16 protein-coding genes, 1 tRNA gene and 1 pseudogene are annotated in these 19694 nt (G+C 59.6%); 12 read left to right on the plus strand and 6 right to left on the minus strand.

Annotated features, from left to right (window positions below):
• Positions 1 to 372 precede the first annotated feature (372 nt).
• The 5 genes and pseudogenes from NPS46_RS25290 to NPS46_RS08140 form a co-directional block, all read right to left on the minus strand.
• Positions 373 to 1245: a methyl-accepting chemotaxis protein gene (locus tag NPS46_RS25290; protein ID WP_425312713.1), complete on the minus strand. Its 873-nt coding sequence runs from the start codon at positions 1243 to 1245 to the stop codon at positions 373 to 375.
• Positions 1228 to 2040: pseudogene (locus NPS46_RS25295) on the minus strand (HAMP domain-containing protein); the annotation flags it as partial. The gene NPS46_RS25290 and the pseudogene NPS46_RS25295, both read right to left, overlap by 18 nt.
• Before the next feature lie 328 nt (positions 2041 to 2368).
• On the minus strand, positions 2369 to 4054 hold the full coding sequence (gene aspT / locus NPS46_RS08130; RefSeq protein ID WP_274105955.1) for an aspartate-alanine antiporter: 1686 nt from the start codon (positions 4052 to 4054) through the stop codon (positions 2369 to 2371).
• An 88-nt stretch (positions 4055 to 4142) separates the two neighbouring features.
• Positions 4143 to 5804 carry a mechanosensitive ion channel family protein gene (locus tag NPS46_RS08135; RefSeq protein ID WP_274105957.1) on the minus strand — a complete coding sequence of 554 codons (1662 nt, stop codon included), beginning with the start codon at positions 5802 to 5804 and terminating at the stop codon, positions 4143 to 4145.
• A 168-nt stretch (positions 5805 to 5972) separates the two neighbouring features.
• Positions 5973 to 6452, minus strand: a complete 480-nt coding sequence (locus NPS46_RS08140; RefSeq protein ID WP_274105959.1) for a VOC family protein — start codon at positions 6450 to 6452, stop codon at positions 5973 to 5975.
• A gap of 353 nt (positions 6453 to 6805) precedes the next feature.
• Here NPS46_RS08140 and NPS46_RS08145 point away from each other — a divergent pair, with 353 nt between their 5' ends.
• From NPS46_RS08145 to NPS46_RS08200, 12 genes are all read left to right on the plus strand, one after another.
• On the plus strand, positions 6806 to 8185 hold the full coding sequence (locus NPS46_RS08145; RefSeq protein WP_274105961.1) for a serine hydrolase domain-containing protein: 1380 nt from the start codon (positions 6806 to 6808) through the stop codon (positions 8183 to 8185).
• A gap of 291 nt (positions 8186 to 8476) precedes the next feature.
• Positions 8477 to 9262, plus strand: coding sequence for a hypothetical protein (locus tag NPS46_RS08150; RefSeq protein ID WP_274105963.1), 786 nt, complete (start codon positions 8477 to 8479; stop codon positions 9260 to 9262).
• Between the two features lie 274 nt (positions 9263 to 9536).
• Entirely contained in the window at positions 9537 to 10349 is an 813-nt protein-coding gene (locus NPS46_RS08155; RefSeq protein ID WP_274105965.1) for an outer membrane protein, read from the plus strand.
• A 448-nt stretch (positions 10350 to 10797) separates the two neighbouring features.
• Positions 10798 to 11280 carry a hypothetical protein gene (locus NPS46_RS08160; protein ID WP_274105967.1) on the plus strand — a complete coding sequence of 161 codons (483 nt, stop codon included), beginning with the start codon at positions 10798 to 10800 and terminating at the stop codon, positions 11278 to 11280.
• Between the two features lie 518 nt (positions 11281 to 11798).
• On the plus strand, positions 11799 to 12788 hold the full coding sequence (locus tag NPS46_RS08165; RefSeq protein ID WP_274105969.1) for an aldo/keto reductase: 990 nt from the start codon (positions 11799 to 11801) through the stop codon (positions 12786 to 12788).
• Entirely contained in the window at positions 12785 to 13375 is a 591-nt protein-coding gene (locus tag NPS46_RS08170) for a flavodoxin (protein WP_274105971.1), read from the plus strand. The genes NPS46_RS08165 and NPS46_RS08170 overlap by 4 nt, the downstream gene beginning before the upstream one ends.
• Positions 13376 to 13400: 25 nt before the next feature.
• A complete protein-coding gene (locus NPS46_RS08175) occupies positions 13401 to 14393 on the plus strand; it encodes an aldo/keto reductase (RefSeq protein ID WP_274105973.1) in 993 nt (330 codons plus the stop codon).
• Positions 14394 to 14452: 59 nt separating this feature from the next.
• Positions 14453 to 14926, plus strand: coding sequence for a (R)-mandelonitrile lyase (locus NPS46_RS08180; protein WP_274105974.1), 474 nt, complete (start codon positions 14453 to 14455; stop codon positions 14924 to 14926).
• 231 nt (positions 14927 to 15157) lie between these two features.
• Positions 15158 to 15931: a carboxymuconolactone decarboxylase family protein gene (locus NPS46_RS08185; RefSeq protein WP_274105975.1), complete on the plus strand. Its 774-nt coding sequence runs from the start codon at positions 15158 to 15160 to the stop codon at positions 15929 to 15931.
• Between the two features lie 127 nt (positions 15932 to 16058).
• Positions 16059 to 17018: an alpha/beta hydrolase gene (locus NPS46_RS08190; RefSeq protein ID WP_274106051.1), complete on the plus strand. Its 960-nt coding sequence runs from the start codon at positions 16059 to 16061 to the stop codon at positions 17016 to 17018.
• Positions 17019 to 17052: 34 nt separating this feature from the next.
• Entirely contained in the window at positions 17053 to 18108 is a 1056-nt protein-coding gene (locus NPS46_RS08195) for an alpha/beta hydrolase (RefSeq protein ID WP_274105977.1), read from the plus strand.
• A gap of 82 nt (positions 18109 to 18190) precedes the next feature.
• Complete coding sequence (locus NPS46_RS08200) at positions 18191 to 19084, plus strand: LysR family transcriptional regulator (RefSeq protein ID WP_274105979.1); 894 nt, start codon at positions 18191 to 18193, stop codon at positions 19082 to 19084.
• A gap of 426 nt (positions 19085 to 19510) precedes the next feature.
• On the opposite strand, the gene NPS46_RS08205 is transcribed toward NPS46_RS08200, so the two are convergent.
• Positions 19511 to 19650 (minus strand) — tRNA-Ser (locus NPS46_RS08205).
• Positions 19651 to 19694: the final 44 nt, after the last annotated feature.

The raw sequence follows: 19694 nt of genomic DNA on the forward strand, positions 1-19694 counted from the left end.
CGTGTCCTTGAAGGCAAGCGGTGGGTCGAGGCTTACGACCCTGTCACGGCGAGGCGCAGGCACTCGCCGACAGTGTCCTGGCAGCGCACAGATCACCGGACGGTTATTCATGGACGGGACTTCAACTTTTGGCATATTCCATTGCACTAGCGACCGTCGAAAAATCAGCATACAAGTGGACCCGGGCCCGGCATAGATAGACTTCAGTACCTATCGAAGGCTACCTGAGCCCGGGCCGCGCATACCCCGTAAAACCTCGGGCGCAGCTGACCACAAGGGGCCACAGGCGATTGGCAGACCGGCGCGCGGGCACTGCACTTCATGCTTTAGTAGCAATTGGCAGTGCCTCCAGGGCGCCGCCAATCAACCACCTCACGTACGAAAGTGCACGACCAGGCCTTGCAGTTCCTGCCCCAGGCGCGCCAGCTCGACACTGGCCGAAGCGATCTCGCTACCGGCCTGGGCCGACTCGTCGGCCGTCTCGCGCACATGCAGCACACTGCGATTAATCTCGCCGACCACGGTGGTCTGCTCCTCGGCCGCACTGGCGATCAACAGGCTCATCTGCTGGATCTCCGAGACCTGGCGGGTAATGGCCGCCAGGGCATCGCCGGTATTGCGCACGCCCATCACCGTGGATTGGGTCTGCTCGACGCTGGACTGCATGATCCGCGTACTTTCGTTGGCGATCTGCTGCAGACCGGTGATCAACTGCTCGATCTCTTCCGACGATTGCTGGGTGCGTTGCGCCAGGCTGCGCACCTCATCCGCAACCACGGCAAAACCACGCCCGGCCTCGCCGGCACGGGCCGCCTCGATGGCCGCGTTGAGCGCCAGCAGGTTGGTCTGCCCGGCCACCGCCTTGATCACACCCAGCACACTGCCGATCCGTTCGATTTCCTGGTGCAGGCGGCTCATGGACTCGGCGGAGATCCCCACCTCCCCCGCCAGGCTCTCGATCTGGGCAATGGCATTGCGCGAAATATCCGAGGCGCCACTGGCTTCGCTGTCGGCCTGGCGCGCGGCACTGGCGGCGTCTTCCGAATTGCGCGCGACCTTGCGCACCATGGCGGTCATTTCATCAATCGCGTGGGCGACCATATCGGTTTCCGAACGCTGGCTGGCGGTCCCGGCCTGGGTCTGGGTGGTGATGGTCGCCAACTGCCCGGCCGAAGCGGCCAGTTGCGCCGAACCGCAGCCGATCCGGGTAATGACCTCGCGCAGACGCTGGCTCATATCGCCCATGGCACGCAGCAGTTGGCCCAGTTCGTCGTGACGCTCGCTATGCAGTTCCACGGTCAGGTCGCCATGGGCGATACGCTCGGCCGCGATCAGGGTTTCGCGCAGCGGCAGGACGATCTGCCGGCCAATGATCCAGGCAATCAATGCGCCGAAAATCAACGCCGCCGCCGTGACACCCCACAGAATCGCCACCACCGAGTCGACCCCGGCCGCCGCCCGCTCCTCTTCCTTTTTGTAGACTTCGTTGATGGTGTCCTGCAGGGCGGACAATCGGTCATTGACCTTGACGATCCCGGCCGCATTCTGCCCATTGGCCGCCAGCGCCTCCTGGTGCGCCTTGACGTAGGCGTCCAGCCCTTCGTTCAGGCGTTGTATGGTTTGCAGGTCCTCAGCGGGCCACTGGCCATTCTCGATATCCTTGAGCACATTGGACAGCTCGGTCTTCAGCGTCTGCTGGTGGGCATCATGGGTTGCCAGCTGTGCGCGATCGGCTGTCAGGGCGTAGGTGAAATTCGCTTCACGGGCATAGACCGTCTCATCGAAGAGCGCGCCAAGTCGATTGATCCGCACAAACGAAGACTGGTCATTGCGCAGGCCCTCCAGGCCTGTGACCGCCAGCCATACGGCCAATGCCAGCATCAGTCCGAAACCCAGGCCCAGCTTGCGGGTAACGGTCAGATTTTCCAGAGACAGCATGCGCAACATAAACGCTCCTTGAGGGTGAGTGGAGCGCCGTATCACGCGGCGATCCTGCGGCCAACCGATGGAAAAACGCACACGCCAGGGCCCCTGATCCATTCGAGGCACAAGGCGTTCAGCAAACGCCGAGCCAGACCCCTGGCGCCAACCACCAACCCGGGATCGACGGCAAAGGTCCTTGTATTACCAGGACGAACTTTAACGTGCCTTCAATTAGCCATCATTGACTTGCCGCAATACTCCCGCCTTGCGGATCAGGCAAAAGCAGCCCCGTCGCTCGCCACCGCCGCACGCGTGCCGAGGCTTTTTGCAGCGGCATAAAAAAACCTCGCTCAAGGCGAGGTTTTCCCAGGGTGAACGCACCCTTTGCGCGGTTGGGCCGGTATGTCCCGGACTAGAGCGGTGCGCGTCCTGATGATCACCCGATCTAAGCCGCCATAAAGACAATGATCGGGCCGCACACCGCCAGCAGTACATTGGAAATGGCGTAGCAAACGGTAAAACCGATCACCGGGGTACTGCTGCCGGACTGCTCGATAATTTTATTCATCGAGGCCGCCTCGGTCTGCGCCCCGGCCAGGGCACCGAGCAGGATCATCGGGTGCAAGCGCAAGACATAACGCCCGAAATACAAGGCCACAATGGGCGGCAGCAAGGTCACGACCACCCCGGCCAGCACCAACGAGAGGCCATGCTCCTGCATCGCCGACACCGCCGCCGGCCCGGCCAGCAAGCCCACCACGGCCCCGAAGGCGGTCAGGCCAAACTCGGAGAAGGCCCATTGCGCCGCCGGCGGCAGCGCGCCGATCTCGGGATGCCGGGAATTCCACCAGCCGATCACCAGCGCGGTTACCAGCACACCGCCCCCCACGCCCAACTCGACCGGCACCATGCCGATATGGGTCGACATCAAGCCGAGCAGCGAGCCCAGCACCATGCCCAGGGCATGCACGGCGATATCGGTCTTGTAATGGCTTTCACGGATCCGCCCGAGCTGCGCCGCCAGCGCCTCGACACTGGAGGCCCGGCCGATCAACGAAATGACATCGCCGCGCCGCAGCACCGTATTGGGCAGCAGGGGCAGGTCCAGGCCCTGGCGACTGATCCCCTTGAGAAAACAGCCCGGGCGCTCCGATTGCACCAGGCGTGTCTTGATTTCGTGAAGGGTCTTGCCGGCGAGTTCGGGCGAGGTCAGCACGATGTCGACCTCGCGCGTGGGAAACGATAGCGATTCGGGGTGATCGACCTCCGGCCCGACCCATTCTGGCAGCGCCCCGACCGCTTCACGCAGGGCATAGACCCCGACGATATCGCCAGCCGCCAGGACAAACCCGGGATCACGCTCGACAATCACCCCGCCCCGCACCACCCGCTCGACGCTCATGGCCGGGTGCAATTGCTCGATATCGGCGATGCTCTTGCCTTGCGCCGCCTGCTCAAGCACCCGGTGGGCACGCACCACGATACGGGTGTAGGGGATGCTGACAGCATCCTCGTTGCTGGCAATGCCCAGCTCCAGTTCCAGCTCGCGGGCCGAGGTGCGCAGGTCCACGCCCAGCAGCCTGGGGGCCACGGTGCCGACAAAGACAATCAGGCCGATGGTGCCGAACAGATAGGTAATGGCGTAGGCAATCGCCATATGACTGTTGAGCTGGGCCTTGGCCACCTCATCCAGCGGCAATTGACTGATGGCACTGCTGGCCGTTCCCATAATGGCCGTGTCGGTCAATGCGCCTGCGCCCAGGCCTGCGGTAAAGCCGGCGTCGAATTCAAAGACAACATTCATCAGCAGGATCGTGCCCAGTGCCGTGGCACAGAGCACCACGGAAAACAGCACCAGCTTGAGGGTCCCGCGATTGAGGCTGCCGAAAAACTCCGGCCCGCTCTTGAAGCCCACGGCGTAGATGAACAACACAAAGAACACCGACTTCAAGACATGGGGCACCTCCAGCCCGATCTGGCCAATCAACAGCCCCATCAGCAAGGCCCCCGCCACCGAGCCCAGATGGAAGCTGCCCAGGTGAATCCGGCCAATCAGCACACCGAGGGAAATCGCCAGGAATACGGCTATTTCGGGCGAGGAACGCAAGGCATGAACAATGAAGTCGATCATTGAGGCAGCTCCCAGGCACGGGCCTTGAAAGCCTGAGTGTAGCTAGCAAATATCCGCCACCCACTGGCGACACCAAGCCGCGCAACCGCTATTTTTTCGGCGGTTCCTGGGCGGGCGCCATAAACCATTTCTCCCTGGGGACGGACTTCGCCTCCAGAGGGTCCGCCAGATAGTGTGGCGACATGATCTGCACGCCGTACTCGTTGAACACATCCTGGATATTGGCGTGCAACATGCTCAACAACTCGGCCCGGGGCCGGGGTTCGCTGGGGATGGCCTGGGCCACCAGGCGATACTCCGGGTAGAAATCAGACAGCGCGGTCTGGAACACCTGGGGCGGCGGCTGCCTGAGGATCCCCTCGGTGCGCGCCGCCGCTTCCAGCAACATGGCCTCGACCTGTCGCCAGGGCGTGTCGTAGCCGATGGTCACCGTGGTGTCGACCACATAGCCGGCGCCATGCACCGTGCGCGAGTAGTTCTTGGTCACCGTGCCGGTGATCATCGAATTGGGAATGGTCAGCACCTCGCCCAGGCCGGTGCGGATCCGGGTGGTAAACATCCCCAGCTCGCTGACCGTGCCCTCGTGTTCACCAATACGCACGAATTCGCCGACGCGCAGGGTGCGGGTATAGGTCAGGATCAAACCGGCCGCCGCCTGCCCCACCACACTGGAAGCCCCGAGGGAAATCATCAGGCCCACCAGCACCGAGAGCCCCTTGAACGCTTCGGTGCCCGAACCCGGCAAATAGGGATAGGCCATGGCCAGGGCAAACAGCCAGATGGCCAGGGAGGTCAGCTTGGTCGTGGTGGGCAGGGTTTCATCATTCAGCCAGGTGAAAATCCCAGGGACGGCCATGCGCCGGAGCACCCGTCGACTGAGTTCACTGGCACCACGGGCAATGAAGAAAATCACGATGGCCAGCACCAGCCCGGGAATCGAACCGATGATGGCGTCCAACAGGTAACTGGATACATCCAGCAGGTAGACATTGAGGCTCTCGCCCCACGGCCGGGTGTACGGGAACCGCGACAGGACAAAGCTCAGCCACTCATAGGCGAGCAGCAGGATCAACGCCCAGCGCAGCAGCCAGAACAGCCGGCTAATCAAGGGAGACAGGTAGTTGATATCCAGTATGGGCGTCTGCCCGACCTTGATGGCCTGGGAGTGGCGCTCCATCAACGCGGTCAGGCGTTCCAGCAGCTTGCGCCGAATAAAATGAATGCTCTTGAGCGCGGCGATAAACAACACCGTGGCCAGCACGGAAAAACCGATCGCCTCTAGGATAAAACGCAGGCTGCGCGCCTCCTGCGTCTCGCTCACGACCTGGCGCAGATTGTCGGCGGCGCTTTGTGCTGCCTCGAAGGTCGAGCTGAACGCCACGGGGTCGACATCCTTGGGCGCCACGATAAAGGCCCGCCTCTCCCCCAGCAGCACCAGGTAGCTTTCCCTGATCGGATCGATCCGTACCGCCAGCTGCTCGTTACCCTCCAGGGCTTCACCGATTACTGCCTTGGCCCGCTTGACCCGCAACTCCGGCGATTCGCCCAATACCGTGGCGCGAAAGACCATGATGCTGCGGTTGCTCACCTTGAGTTCGGCAGTGGGCGTCGCCTTGGGCGAATCGCCCTCAAGGGGAAGGTCGGCAGCCACCACCAGCACCGGCAGCAGCAGGCTCAGGCAGAGCAGCCAGCACCCTTGCCGCCAACGGTACAGGGCGCTTGTCGCACCGATCTTTCGAACATGTCCCATGGGGCTCGTCACCTAGAACGCTGGCTTATACATGGGAGCGTAGAACAGCTTTGTGGCGCGGGCGCCGCAGATTGCTCAAGCAGCAGGCCTCCCTCTCCTGCCGCCACTATCGCCGGGCTGAGCGCAAGTGCCTGGGCGCGCGGTCGGACGCGCCAGTAGCCGACACTCCTAGCCTTGCAGCGCCGCCTGAATCACCGCGATATCGATCTTGCCCATCTGCATCATCGCCTCGAATGCGCGCTTGGCCGCGGCACGATCAGGATGGGCGAGCGCCTCCATCAGGACACGCGGCGTGATCTGCCAGGACAGCCCCCAGCGGTCCTTGCACCAACCGCAATCGCTGGCCTCGCCGCCGTTTCCGACAATCGCATGCCACAAGCGATCGGTTTCAGCCTGGTCATCGGTGGCCACCTGGAACGAAAACGCCTCGGAGTGCTTGAACGCCGGCCCGCCGTTCAAACCCAGGCAAGGGATCCCCAGCACCGTGAACTGGACCGTGAGGACATCCCCTGCCTTACCTGCCGGATAGTCGGCCGGCGCACGAAACACCGCGCCCACCGCACTGTCCACGAAGGTCTGGGCGTAGAACGTCGCAGCGTCCAGCGCACCACCGTCGAACCAGAGGCAAATCGTGTTCTTGCTGAGCATGTCGGCGCTCCAGAAAACAGGAATGGGCAGATTCATTCTAGACCCCCAGGCGCAACTCGCTTTGTCTGCATAAGCGGCGAACCCTCGCCAATTGACGCCCCCGGACAACGCTGGTAGAACGGATAACTACAGTATTTACTGTAATTATCCGGAGCCCTTATGTGACTAAAACCACAACACACACCAGCGCCTTGCGCCTTCGCCCTGCTTGCCCCGGTCCTTAACCGGTCGGCCAAGCCCTTCCCCTTGAATCAAGCGCCGTCCACGGCCTCAGGTTAGAGCTGACTCAAGCCTGCGCCACCCTGGAAAACGGCCTCTCAAACCTTGCTTGCTATTGTCTAAATGGAAATGCCATGTACCCTTCACACCTCAATAAAAACAAACTGCGCGTGATCGCAAGTGTGATCTCTCTCTGCATCCCCTTCGCGGCCTCGGCCGGCAACGATACGGCGGCCGCGGCGCCATCGCCGGACAAGATCGGCACCGCCCAGGGTTTCCTCACGCTGTCGCCCGAACTTCAGCCTGGCACCTACCGCAACGTCGACAAAATCTTCAACACCCGTGCAATCGCCCGCGGCGAACACGTCTACCCGCTGCCAATGGCCGCGCAGCCGCTGACCTCCGTGAAATACTCACCCGATGGTCGGCAGAGCTACGACATCGATGACTTTTTGCAACGCAACCACGTCGCAGGGCTGCTCCTGATCAAGGACGGCAAAATCGTGCTCGAGCGCTATGGCCAAGGCAACACCGCGGCCTCGAAGTGGACCTCGTTCTCGACCGGCAAATCGATCGTCTCGACCCTGGTCGGCGCGGCCATCAAGGATGGCAAGATCAAGAGCATCAATGACCCGGTGACAGACTACCTGCCTCAGATGAAGGGCACCGCCTATGACGGCGTCACAGTCCGCCAACTGATGCAGATGACCTCGGGCGTGAAATGGAACGAGAACTACCTGGACCCGGCGTCAGACTTCGCGGCGATGTTCCAGTGCATGGTGGACGGCAAACACAATTGCATCCTCGGGGTCATGTCCAAGCTCACACGCGCGGCCAGACCCGGCACCCAGTTCAACTACAAGACCGGCGAAACCCATATGGAAGGCGAGGTGCTGACCGCTGCGCTGGGCGGCGAATCGCTGTCGAGTTACCTGTCGCGCAAGATCTGGGCGCCGATGGGCATGGAGTCCGATGGCTACTGGCTGCTGGAATCGAAGGACGGCAAGGAATTTGCCGGCGGCTCCCTGAGCATGACCTTGCGCGACTATGGCCGGTTCGGCGCGTTCATCCTCAACGATGGCGTCATCAATGGTACCGCCGTGCTGCCTGAAGGCTGGGTGGCCGAGGCCAGCCGACCAACACCGGATGCGCCGCAGAACCAGTCGGGGGTGCTGTACTCGGTCGCCAATGCCCACCCGCAACCGCATTCCTACCCGATGGGCTACGGCTATAACTGGTGGTCCTACCCTGCAGCCGAATGGCCGGTCTGGGATGGTCTGACTGACAGAACAATCTGGGGCGATGATGCCTACACAGGCACGCCCGTGCAGACCTTTGCGAATCTGTCCGGGACCTTCACCGCTGACGGCGTCTTCGGTCAGTTTATCCACGTCAACCAGAGGGAAGGCTTGGTCGCCGTCGTCCTGAGCGCGTGGCCAACACCCTGGATCGATCCAAAAGAGCACGAGACCTACAGCTTCCTCGACGCCGCCACCGCGCAGTTAAAGCGCTGAAGGGATGCCCGATCTGACCCGCCCGCCGGGCTAAAACACCGCGCTGTTCCATAGCCCGCTATCCATAAGAAGCCCCGCCAGCATCCGCTGGACGGGGTTTCTTTCAGGCCGGTTCACAAGGTATCACCATCGACCCTCCACTCCTGAATACTGACCACGACACTCAATGCAGCCGGACAGCACAGGCTGCCTGGTCGCCCGAACGAAAGATTGTCGGGCGCCTCAAATCACCTTGATCGCCCAAGCTGATAGCATTAGGCCTCTATTCCTATGGATATCAGGAGATTTCATGTGAAGCGCTGGGTGTCTGGACTTCTAATCCCCCTATTAAGCACTGTCGCGAATGCTCAAGAGCCCTCTGAGCAAGACCTGCTATTGATGGCTGCGGCACAGAAAGCCGTTGCCACCTATAGAGACTCTGGCGTTGCAGGCATGGGGCAGGCCGTTGATGAATGTGATGGACTGTTAAGTCGCGCCTCCTCCGAGGAAGACGTGGAGCACTGTGTTGCCTTGAACCTTGCCTCAATGCAGGTCGACGCTATCACCAGCGCCGCGAACCAGGCGCCGCGAACTAATCGATTCAAAGATGAGATGGTAGGTGCAAGCGCAGAGGAGCTGCTCAAGTTCTTCAACGTCAGCGCAGCGCTAGGAGACTTGGGGTCATATTTGAACGAACAAAATGCCAGGGTTCACCGCTTCGTTCTCATGGCTATTAACGCCCCCGGCACAACTAACAACAGCTCCGCAATTAATAACAGCAGCTCAGCCAACCCGCTCAATGAAACCGCTGCAAAAGCCTTCACTCAGTTCTGGACTTCAACCGACTGCGAACAACTACAAGAACTGAGTCAATGGCCGCAGTTAGTTGAAAAACTCCAAACTAACGACGACCAACTATGCCGAACGTTTATCGAGATGCATAAACGAGTAGCCCATGTCGACGTCGTCGGAACTCAAGCACTCGCCGATGGGCGAGTCCGAGTGAGCGCGAATCTTGCTCTCGACCCTCAGGGCGAAATGAAACAAGAGGACAACTTCGTGATGGTTAATGGGCGCTGGGTGTTATCTGCCCGCTGACACCCCTCACATACGCCTGGCGCGCAGGCAAATAATTCGTTCCGATTCCCTATCCCTCGGTGATTCTGGTAAATCGTTAAGCATGCGCCGGGCACCAAAAAATATATTGATACAGTTTTTTTGCTAAAACGTTTCACGCGTGTAGCATCCCGCTGGAAAACGAGTAACGCCCTTGGCGTGACGGCAATAGCGGCTAGCTAAAGCACAGGATTTAGCATTAAATGGCCATCTCTTGCTCGATGTAAGAACGCTATGGATAGCCCTAAACACGCCAATGGCAGTAGCGATTTTTTATTGGCGTGTCTCTAAGGAAAAAATGCGCGTGCGCCCTCTTCTAAGTTTCGTTTCATTTTCCGCTCTCTTGCTCGCTACTTCCTCAGCCCAGGCTGACACTAATGGTTGGCAGGGGTTTTATGCCGGCGTCTCTGCCGGGAGCCGGGAGCAAAAAAGCCAATGGCACCAAGATGGAAAATATACCGATACCTTCTCCCTCGCCTCTTTTAATAACGGGCCTCAGGTAAAGAATGAATCGAAAAACAGCGACGCTTATGTTGGCCTCTACGGTGGCTACAACTGGCTGATTGGTGAGCGTGTGATCGCCGGTCTGGAGCTGTCGGGTGGTTATGCCAATAACCAGTCCGAGAAAAACTATATCGACTTTGCCAACTTCTTCGGCACCACCAAGACAAACACCTACGTGAACGTCCGCTCCGACTGGGATGCAAAATTGCGCGGGCGCCTGGGCTTCCTCGTGACGCCTGGGACCCTGCTGTACGGTACTGGCGGTCTTGCTGCCACCCGCATGAAAGCCAGCACCCTATGCCCATCTGATGGCATTGTCTGCGCACCAAACGGGCCAAATCGCAAGCAAAGCGAGAGTGAAACGCTGCTGGGCTGGACGGCTGGATTCGGTGTAGAAACCACGCTGACCGATAGCCTGGTCGCGCGCGCGGAGTACCAGTACACCGATTACAAGCAAGCCTCGTTCTGGGCTACCGACGCTGAAGTTGGACAACAGTTCGGCGTGCACAACAAAGTCGACCTCAGCAGCCAAACCGTGACCGTGGGCCTTGCTTATCGTTTCTAATGAGTCAGCTATCGGGGGCAGATCTTCCCGCTGCCCCGATTGAGAACGACGCTCGACTGACCAGAGCGTGGGGCATGCGAGGGAAACAGCGCTGCTCATTCAGCCGTTGCTACATTAAACTCGCCCCCAGCGCGCACACGTACGAAACGCACTTAAGCAATCAGCTTGCACTGACCCCATCGCGGATTGCTGCCTGGTCGATAGGTGAGACGTAATCATGCTCAGACTGAACACAACCAACTTCGTTGATCACCTGAATGCGATGTGCGGGCGTGGATCTATTCGTGGTCTTCAAGCGCCTTCTCGTCATCGGTGAAGAGCAAGGGGCGAACGAACTAATGCAGATTGAGCTAGCGCTTCAGGAGATGAGGACGCGCTTGAGGGAGTACGCAGCAGAGGTCAAAGCGGGCCAAGTAAACCGTGACGCGGATAAGCCAGGAGTGGAAGCATGAAACAAATATGGGTGGCCGCGTTTCTCCTGATCACGCTAGCGGGTTGCGCAACAGGGCCCAGTTCCAGCGAACGGGATAAAATCTGGTATGCGGAAGCAGAGAGCCCTGCCACCGCCCCTTGGCACGTCTATTTGATGTTCACGGACGACAGCCATTTCATCTACTGGCGTACCGTTAAAAATCCAGATCTAGTCCTAAAAAATATTGATTACTACACGACAGGCCCCGGGCAGGAAGTCGGTAACCCGGTCCTATTTACGCGAACAGGCAACCGCATCAGCGCCGTCTCGCAAACTCCATTTAAGAGTAAAACCGGCGAGACGCTCTACACCGACATTCGTACCTTCAATGGGCACTTTATCGACGGAGCTTGGGAAATAGATTTCGAAAGGATAACCACCTGGCCTCCTCGCCCCTCATTTTCAGAGGGCGTAATTAGATGGTCAATGAAGCGGCTCAGTACCCTGTCCGTCAAATGACAAGGTCGCATTGATATCCTCTGTCGGAGCCATCAGCAACCATCCAGGATGGGGCTTGCCGAAGGCGCGGGGCTTCCAGCCCCGGATTCGTTGCGACCTGCGTTTTCGTGGCGGTGTTTGAACTGATAGCACTGAACCACTTCTATGCCCTAAATGGATGTTTCGGTTAGGGAGAACGCATCATGCTCGAGCATTAGGAGTGGCGCTAGTCGCAGTAGGCTTGGGCACCGGAAATCCTGGTGTGGATACCCAATGCGCCATTGCATCGGGTAGGCTTCAACCTCGCCCAAGCTGACGAACGTGAATGTTAAGCCTTTTTCTGTGTCAGGAAGAATTCCGGATGGGGAATTGAGGCTGGTCTTGCTATGAGCGCTTAGCCGTCCGTGAAGAAATAATCGCCACCTCCCACTTTTCTGGGACTGATGAACAAACCTCATGAACCCTTGCCGATCTACCCATCTAGTCTCTACTCGTTAGCTGGCTTACTGTTCCCCCAACGCTAACGTCGGGAGATCGAAATGCACAAGCGCACACTCGGAAACGGTTCACTTGAAGTGTCAGCCTTGGGCTTGGGCTGCATGGGCTTGAGCCATGGCTACGGCCCGGCGACGGACACGCAACAAGCCATCGCATTGATCCGCTCGGCAGTCGACCGAGGTGTCACCTTCTTCGATACCGCCGAGGTTTACGGTCCTTACCTGAATGAGCAAGTGGTCGGCGATGCACTGGCACCGGTTCGCGATCAAGTGGTCATCGCCACCAAGTTCGGCTTCACCTTCGGTGCCGACAACAAACAGCAGATTCTCAACAGCCGCCCCGAGCACATCAGGGTCGCCGTCGAAGGCTCATTGCGCCGACTGAAGACCGATTACATCGATTTGCTGTACCAGCATCGGGTTGATCCGGACGTGCCTATCGAGGAAGTCGCCGGTGCAGTAAAGGCGTTGATTGACGAAGGCAAGGTCAAGCACTTCGGTCTGTCGGAGGCCGGTGCGCAAACCATTCGACGTGCTCATGCAGTGCAGCCAGTCACGGCGCTGCAAAGCGAATACTCGTTGTGGTGGCGCGAGCCCGAGCAGGAAATCCTGCCGACGCTCAAGGAACTGGGGATCGGCTTCGTGCCATTCAGTCCACTGGGCAAGGGTTTTCTCACCGGCACAGTAGCGGCCGACGCCACATACGGTAGCGACGATTTTCGCAGCATCGTGCCGCGCTTCAGCCAGTCGGCACTACAAGCCAATCAAGGGCTGGTGGTGTTGATCCGCCAGATAGCCGCGCAAAAAAAAGCGACACCGGCGCAGATCGCGCTGGCCTGGTTGCTCGCGCAGGCACCCTGGATTGTGCCGATTCCCGGGACGACCAAGTTGCATCGACTGGAAGAAAACCTTGGCGGCGCGGACATCACCCTCGACGCGGCCGAACTCCAAGCCATTGACACCGCACTGGCGCAGATCCGCATCGAAGGCGAGCGTTATCCCGAGGCCCTCAAGGCGCGCGTCGGCCGATGAACAACGATCACGATCCTCTACGGCGCACGGTCATCGCCGCACTGGCAAGCGCCCCGCTGCTGTCACTCGCCGATACGCAAAACGCAACTGAAATACCACGATCAGGTTCGCGAATTCTGGTGGCGTACTTTTCCCGCTCCGGCAATACCCGCGTGGTCGCCGGACTCATCCAGCGCGGATTGGGTGCCGACCTGTTCGAGATCCGTCCGGCCAAAGCCTATCCCGAGGACTACCTGCAAACCGTGGAGCAGGCGCGTCATGAGCGCGACAGCGGCTTCGAGCCCGAGCTGGGAAGCAAGGTTCACGCTCTGAGCGACTACGACACGATTTATCTCGGCTTTCCGATCTGGGGTGAGACCACCCCGCCAATCGTGCGTGCTTTTCTGAGTGCCCACGACCTGACTGGCAAAACCCTCATCCCCTTCAACACCCACGGTGGTTACGGCTTGGGCAATAGCCGCAGCATCCTCGAAAAGCACGCACCCAAGGCTAAGGTGATGGAAGGCTTTGTGATGGAGGGTGAGCAAGAGCGCAAGACCATGGAGCGCGTGAATGGCTGGCTGAACGATCACCCTCACACGCGCTGATCTATTTCTGGATTGGAGAAGCACCATGAAAACCCGCAAGCTGGGCAACGGCCTGGAAGTTTCCGCACTGGGCCTCGGCTGCATGAGCATGACCTCCGCCTACGGCCCGGCCGCCGACAAACCGAGCATGATAAGTCTGATTCGCTCGGCCCATGAGCAAGGCATCACCATGTTCGACACCGCCGAGGCGTATGGCCCATTCGCCAATGAAGAGTTGTTGGGCGAGGCCTTGCAACCCATCCGCGAACAGGTGGTCATCGCCAGCAAATTCGGTTTCGATATTGATCTGGTAACCGGTGCACGAGGCGGCGGCACCAATAGCCGACCCGAGCATATCCGCGCCGTGGCAGAGGCGTCATTGAAGCGTTTGCGCACCGATTGCATCGACCTGTTTTATCAGCATCGCGTTGATCCGCAAGTGCCGATCGAAGACGTTGCCGGCACCGTCAAGGAGCTGATCGCCGAGGGCAAGGTCAAGCATTTCGGCCTGTCCGAGGCCGGTGTGCAAACCATTCGCCGCGCGCACGCCGTGCTACCGGTCACAGCGGTACAGAGCGAATACTCGCTGTTCTGGCGTGGACCGGAGCATGAACTGCTTGCTGTGCTGGAAGAGCTGGGCATCGGTTTCGTGCCGTTCAGCCCTCTGGGCGCCGGCTTCCTTACGGGCCAGATCGATGAAAACACTCAATTCGACGCCAGCGATTTCCGCAATTTCGTTCCGCGTTTTTCACCTGAAGCACGCAAGGCCAACCTGGCGTTGGTCGGCGTGGTGAAGGCCGTTGCTGAGCGTAAACACGCGACACCTGCGCAAGTAGCGCTGGCCTGGTTGCTGGCGCAGAAGCCGTGGATCGTGCCGATCCCGGGTACGACCAAACAACATAGGTTGGAAGAGAACCTCGGCGCGGTCGATTTGCAACTGACTGACGACGATTTGAGCGTGATTAACCAACAGATGGCGCAGATCCAGGTGCACGGTGAACGCTTGCCGGAATCGGCGCTGAAGATGACCGGGCTCTGAACCTGCCTTGCGCTGCTCCATTTGCGTTGCAGCTTCACTGTCTGACAGGAGTTCATCCGATGAACCCATTGATCGCACCACTCGTGGCCCTATCGCTCTTGACCGCTGAAGCCCAAGCGGCCAATGAAATTCGCATCACCCCGAATGGCGCTCAGCCCTCGATCAAGGGCGCGGCGGAAAACTTCACCGGTACCGTGCGCGTTGATGGTCTGTTCAAGGGGGACCTGCCGGCTCGCATCGGCGGCGGCACGGTGACCTTCGAACCTGGCGCGCGCACCGCGTGGCATAGCCATCCGCTGGGCCAAACATTGATCGTCACCGCCGGGGTCGGCTATGTGCAGCAAGAGGGTGGCCCGCGCCAGGACATCCATCCGGGCGACATTGTCTGGATTCCGCCGCACATCCGTCACTGGCATGGCGCTACGGCCAGCAACGGCATGACTCATATCGCGATCGCTGAAGCCGAGGACGGTAAGACTATGACTTGGGAGGAACAAGTCTCGGACGCGCAATACGCAGCGCAAGCGCAGTAAATAAAGTTACGGAATGTGTCAGGGCCTGGCCTCGACACTTTTCCCGCAATACCCCCACAACACCTCAAGCTCAGTGTTTGCGGGGCTGTGTCCGGTTTCCAACGCTCATTGAACAATCGACTCATGACTTCTGCTCAGGAGTCCTTGCGCAATATCGGGGTTAATCGCCACAACCGTCCTCCGTACGATCCAGCGACACCGCAGTGACCGGAATGGACGGAGTCTTTCACGATGACCACTGATGCTCACAAGACCACTCCCCTCCCCGTATTGATGGCGCTCTGCCTGAGCCTTGGGGCGATGTTCAGCGTTACCACACAAACAGCCGAGGCCACCTCAGCCATGACCAGTACGCAAGCCACCGCAGAAACACTGTCGAGCAAGCAACAGGCCATTCCTCTGATCGCAGCATTCATGGCGACCAGCGACATGCCCAATCTCAACACGGCGCTCAACCAGGGGCTCGATGCCGGCCTGACTGTCAGCGAAACCCGGGAAGTTCTGGTGCAGCTATACGCCTATGTAGGCTTCCCGCGCAGCCTCAATGCCTTGAACGAGCTGATGACGGTGGTGCAAGCGCGCAAACAACGCGGCATCGAGGATACGCCGGGGCGTGAGCCGGGCCGGGGCATTCCAACCGGAGATGAGCTGTTGGCGGCCGGCACGGCCAATCAAACGAAGATTTCCGGTGGCCCGGTCCAAGGGCCGGTGTTCGAGTTCGCCCCGGTGATCAACCGGTTTCTGCAAACCCACCTGTTTGGCGACATCTTCGAACGCGACAACCTCGACTGGCAAAGCCGCGAACTGGCGACTGTCGGAGCGCTGGCGGCGACGCCGGGGGTGGAATCGCAATTGCGTTCGCACATGCTGGCGAGCCTGCGCGTCGGGCTCAGCGCAACGCAATTGCGTCAAGTCACCGAGCAGTTGAAAAAGCACGGAGATGCACACACCGCCGAACGTGCAAACACAGCGCTGAACCAGGCACTCGCCGCCTCGGGGAAATGACATGAAATCTGCAAAAAACCTGTTGGGCATCACTCTGCTGAGCCTGTTGGCAGCCTGTGCGAACCAGCCCGATGGCTCAGGCCCATTGCTGATTCAGGCGCAAGGCAGCTTCGCCGCCGGGGGAACGATGACCACCGCGCCGGGCACATTCAATCCGCGCAAACCGATGACACCCGACGGCCAGACCTACCACGGTGACCACGCCTACGCGTTCTACCAAATCCCGGTCGATGCGCGAAAACTGCCCATCGTCATGTGGCACGGCGCGGGGCAGTTTTCCAAGACCTGGGAAACCACCGCCGATGGCCGCGAAGGTTTCCAGAACATCTTTCTGCGCCGTCACTACGGCGTCTATCTGATCGATCAGCCTCGGCGTGGCGATGCCGGGCGCAGCATGGTCGAGGCGACTGTCAAACCGACGCCGGACGAACAACTGTGGTTCAACCAGTTCCGCATCGGCCTCTGGCCCAACTACTTCAACGGCGTGCAAGTGGCTCAGGACGCGCAGACCCGTGATCAGTTTTTCCGTGCGATGACACCGAATACCGGGCCATTCGACATGGGCGTGGTTTCCGATGGTGTGTCGGCGGTCTTCGACAAGATCGGCCCGGGCATTCTGTTTACGCACTCTCAAGGTGGCGGGCCGGGCTGGCTGACGGCAATCAAGAACGACAAGGTCAAGGCCATTGTGGCGTTCGAGCCGGGTAGCAGCTTCGTCTTCCCGCAGGGTGAACTGCCGGCGCCGATTCCCAGTGCGTTCGACACGGTGCAAGGCGCGGCGGTGCCAATGGAACAATTCATGACACTGACGCGCATTCCGATCCTGATCCTCTACGGGGACAACATCCCGGAACAGGCCGTCGACCTGCCCGCCCAGGACAGTTGGCGCGCCCGCCTGAAGATGGCCCGGCTATGGCGTGATGCGGTCAATCGGCATGGGGGCGACGTGCGACTGATCCACTTGCCGGAGATTGGCATCAACGGCAATACCCATTTCCCCATGTCGGATTTGAACAACGCACAGATTGCCGACCTGGTGTCGAAATTCCTCGAAGAAAAACGACTGGATTGCCCCCTCTCCCTATAGCACTGCCGCCCTTTAGATGACTCAGGAGCTACACGTGAAAAACACCCTTCTCAAAGCCACGCTCATGTCGGCGCTGGTCGGTCTCTGTGCGGGCGAAGCTGGCGCTGCGGACTACAAAAAGAACCCGTTCACCCTGGCGTACGACGGCGCCCTGACCCGCAACGAACCGGGCAAGGTCAACATCCACCCGGTCAGCTACAAGCTCAATGGCCTGGACATCGCTGCCAACGTTTACACCCCGGCCAACTACGATGCGAAGAAGGTCTACCCGACCGTTGTGGTCGCGCATCCGAACGGCGGCGTCAAAGAGCAGGTCGCCGGTCTGTACGCCCAGCGCCTGGCCGAACAGGGCTACATCACGATCACCGCCGATGCGGCCTACCAGGGCGCAAGTGGCGGACAGCCTCGCAGTATAGACAAGCCGGCGTATCGCATCGAAGACATCCACGGCATGGCAGACTTCATCAGCCAATATGCGGGCGTCGATAGCACGCGCCTGGGCTTGCTTGGCATCTGTGGCGGCGGCGGTTACTCGCTGGCCGCGGCGCAAACCGACAAGCGCTTCAAATCGCTGGCGACGGTGAGCATGTTCAACTCGGGACGCGTGCGTCGCAACGGCTATAACGACTCGCAACTGGACAGCATCCAGCAACGCCTGCTACAAGCGTCGGCCGCCCGCGCGCAGGAAGCCGCCGGTGGCGCGGTGCTGTATTCGGGTGATGCCAACCTCACCGATGAGCAGATCGCCAAGCTGCCCTTCGAACTGTATCGCCAAGGCTACGAGTACTACTGGAAGACCCATGCGCATCCGAATTCGACCTTCAAATACACCACGAGCAGCCTGCTGGACCTGATGCGTTTTGACGCGACCAATCAGATCGAGCTGATCAATCAGCCATTGCTGATGATCGCCGGCAGCAAGGCTGACAGCCTGTACATGAGCCAGGATGCATTTCCCAAGGCCACCGGCACCCAGGACAAGGAATTGTTCATCATCGACGGCGCCACCCACATCGAAACCTACTGGGTCCCACGTTATGTCGACGCGGCCATTGGCAAGCTGACAGCGTTTTACGCACGAACTCTCTGACGGGCTCTTCGGGGCTCGCGCATCCAACCGGAACCTGCTTAGATGGCATAATCACGCGCTGCCCCATGAGAGGCTCTCATCAATGTCCCGCGCCAATCTCAACGATCTGCAAGCCTTCGTGGTCATTGCCCGCGAAGGCAGCTTCACCCGCGCGGCGGCGCAGCTCGGCGTCTCGCAGTCCGCACTGAGCCACACCATGCGTGCGCTCGAAACCCGGCTTGGGGTTCGTCTGCTGACGCGAACCACACGCAGCGTCTCCCCTACCGAAGCCGGTCAACGCTTGTATCAAACCATGGCACCGCGCTTTGACGAGATCGAGCTTGAACTGGCCGCGGTCAGCGAGTTTCGCGATACCCCGGCAGGTAATGTGCGGATCTCCGCCTCCGAACATGCTGCGAACAATATTCTTTGGCCGAAGTTGTTGAAGGTCCTTCCCGACTACCCGGACATCAAGGTCGAGATCACCGTCGACTACGCCCTCTCCGACATCGTCGCGCAGCGCTATGACGCCGGCGTGAGGCTGGGAGATCAGGTAGCCAAGGACATGATCGCCGTGCCCATCGGACCGCCGTTGCGCATCGCGGTTGTGGGATCACCTGAATACTTCAAGGGGCGGTCGTTTCCCCGGGAGCCGGGTGATCTGGCCGCACACAATTGCATCAATCTGCGTCTGCCCACCCATGGGAGCCTGATGCAGTGGGATTTTGAAAAGGATGGCCACGAACTCAAGGCGCGCGTCGAGGGGCAATGGACGTTCAACAGCAGCGTGCCGATCCTGCGTGCGGCCGTGGCGGGGTGCGGCTTGGGGTTCCTGCCAGAAGACATGGTCGCCAAAGAGCTGGCTGACGGCAGTTTGGTGCGAGTGTTGGAAGATTGGTGCCAACCCTTTGCCGGTTACCATCTCTATTACCCAAACCGCCGTGAACATTCATCAGCGTTTGGCGTTGTAGTTGAAGCGTTGCTCTACAAGCGCTGAGTCATCGACCATTAAGCCGTCTGAATCGCCCCGGCTTTCGCTGCTTCCGTTTGTCTTCAAAGGCACCGCCCGCTTCACGTACAGCCTGTTTCGCGGATGTTGGATGGTGACCTTTAAGAACGAAGAATCGGAACTGAGCCTCCAGGGTTTAGCGCCGCGGAGCCCTGAGGAAAAACGCCCTAATCGCCCGAAAACAGGGCATTAGGCAAGGCTATCTGACATGCGAAAAAGCTGAGAGAGAAGATAAACATCAAACAGGATTGGTGCCAAAAGCAACGCGAAAAAGGGCCAAAAGCGGCGTGAACTCACAGCCGGTTCTGACAATCTTGAAGTAGAAGCAGGCGTGAGAAATGGAGAAGTCACGCAAATGTCACGCGCATGAAAAAGGCCAAAGCTGTGAGCATTGGCCTAAGTCATTGAAAAATATGGTCGGGACGGAGTGATTCGAACACTCGACCCCTAGCACCCCATGCTAGTTATTGGCGAATTTCAGCGGATCGCTAAATACCCAAAAAGAATCCACCGAGCTAGTATCTACAAGGGCTCCAGTACTCCACCACGTCCAGCACCATCCAACGAAATCCATCGGTAGCTGACGTTTCTGTGGGGG

It is taken from the genome of Pseudomonas putida, assembly GCF_028682395.1.
Lineage (GTDB): Bacteria > Pseudomonadota > Gammaproteobacteria > Pseudomonadales > Pseudomonadaceae > Aquipseudomonas > Aquipseudomonas putida_AB.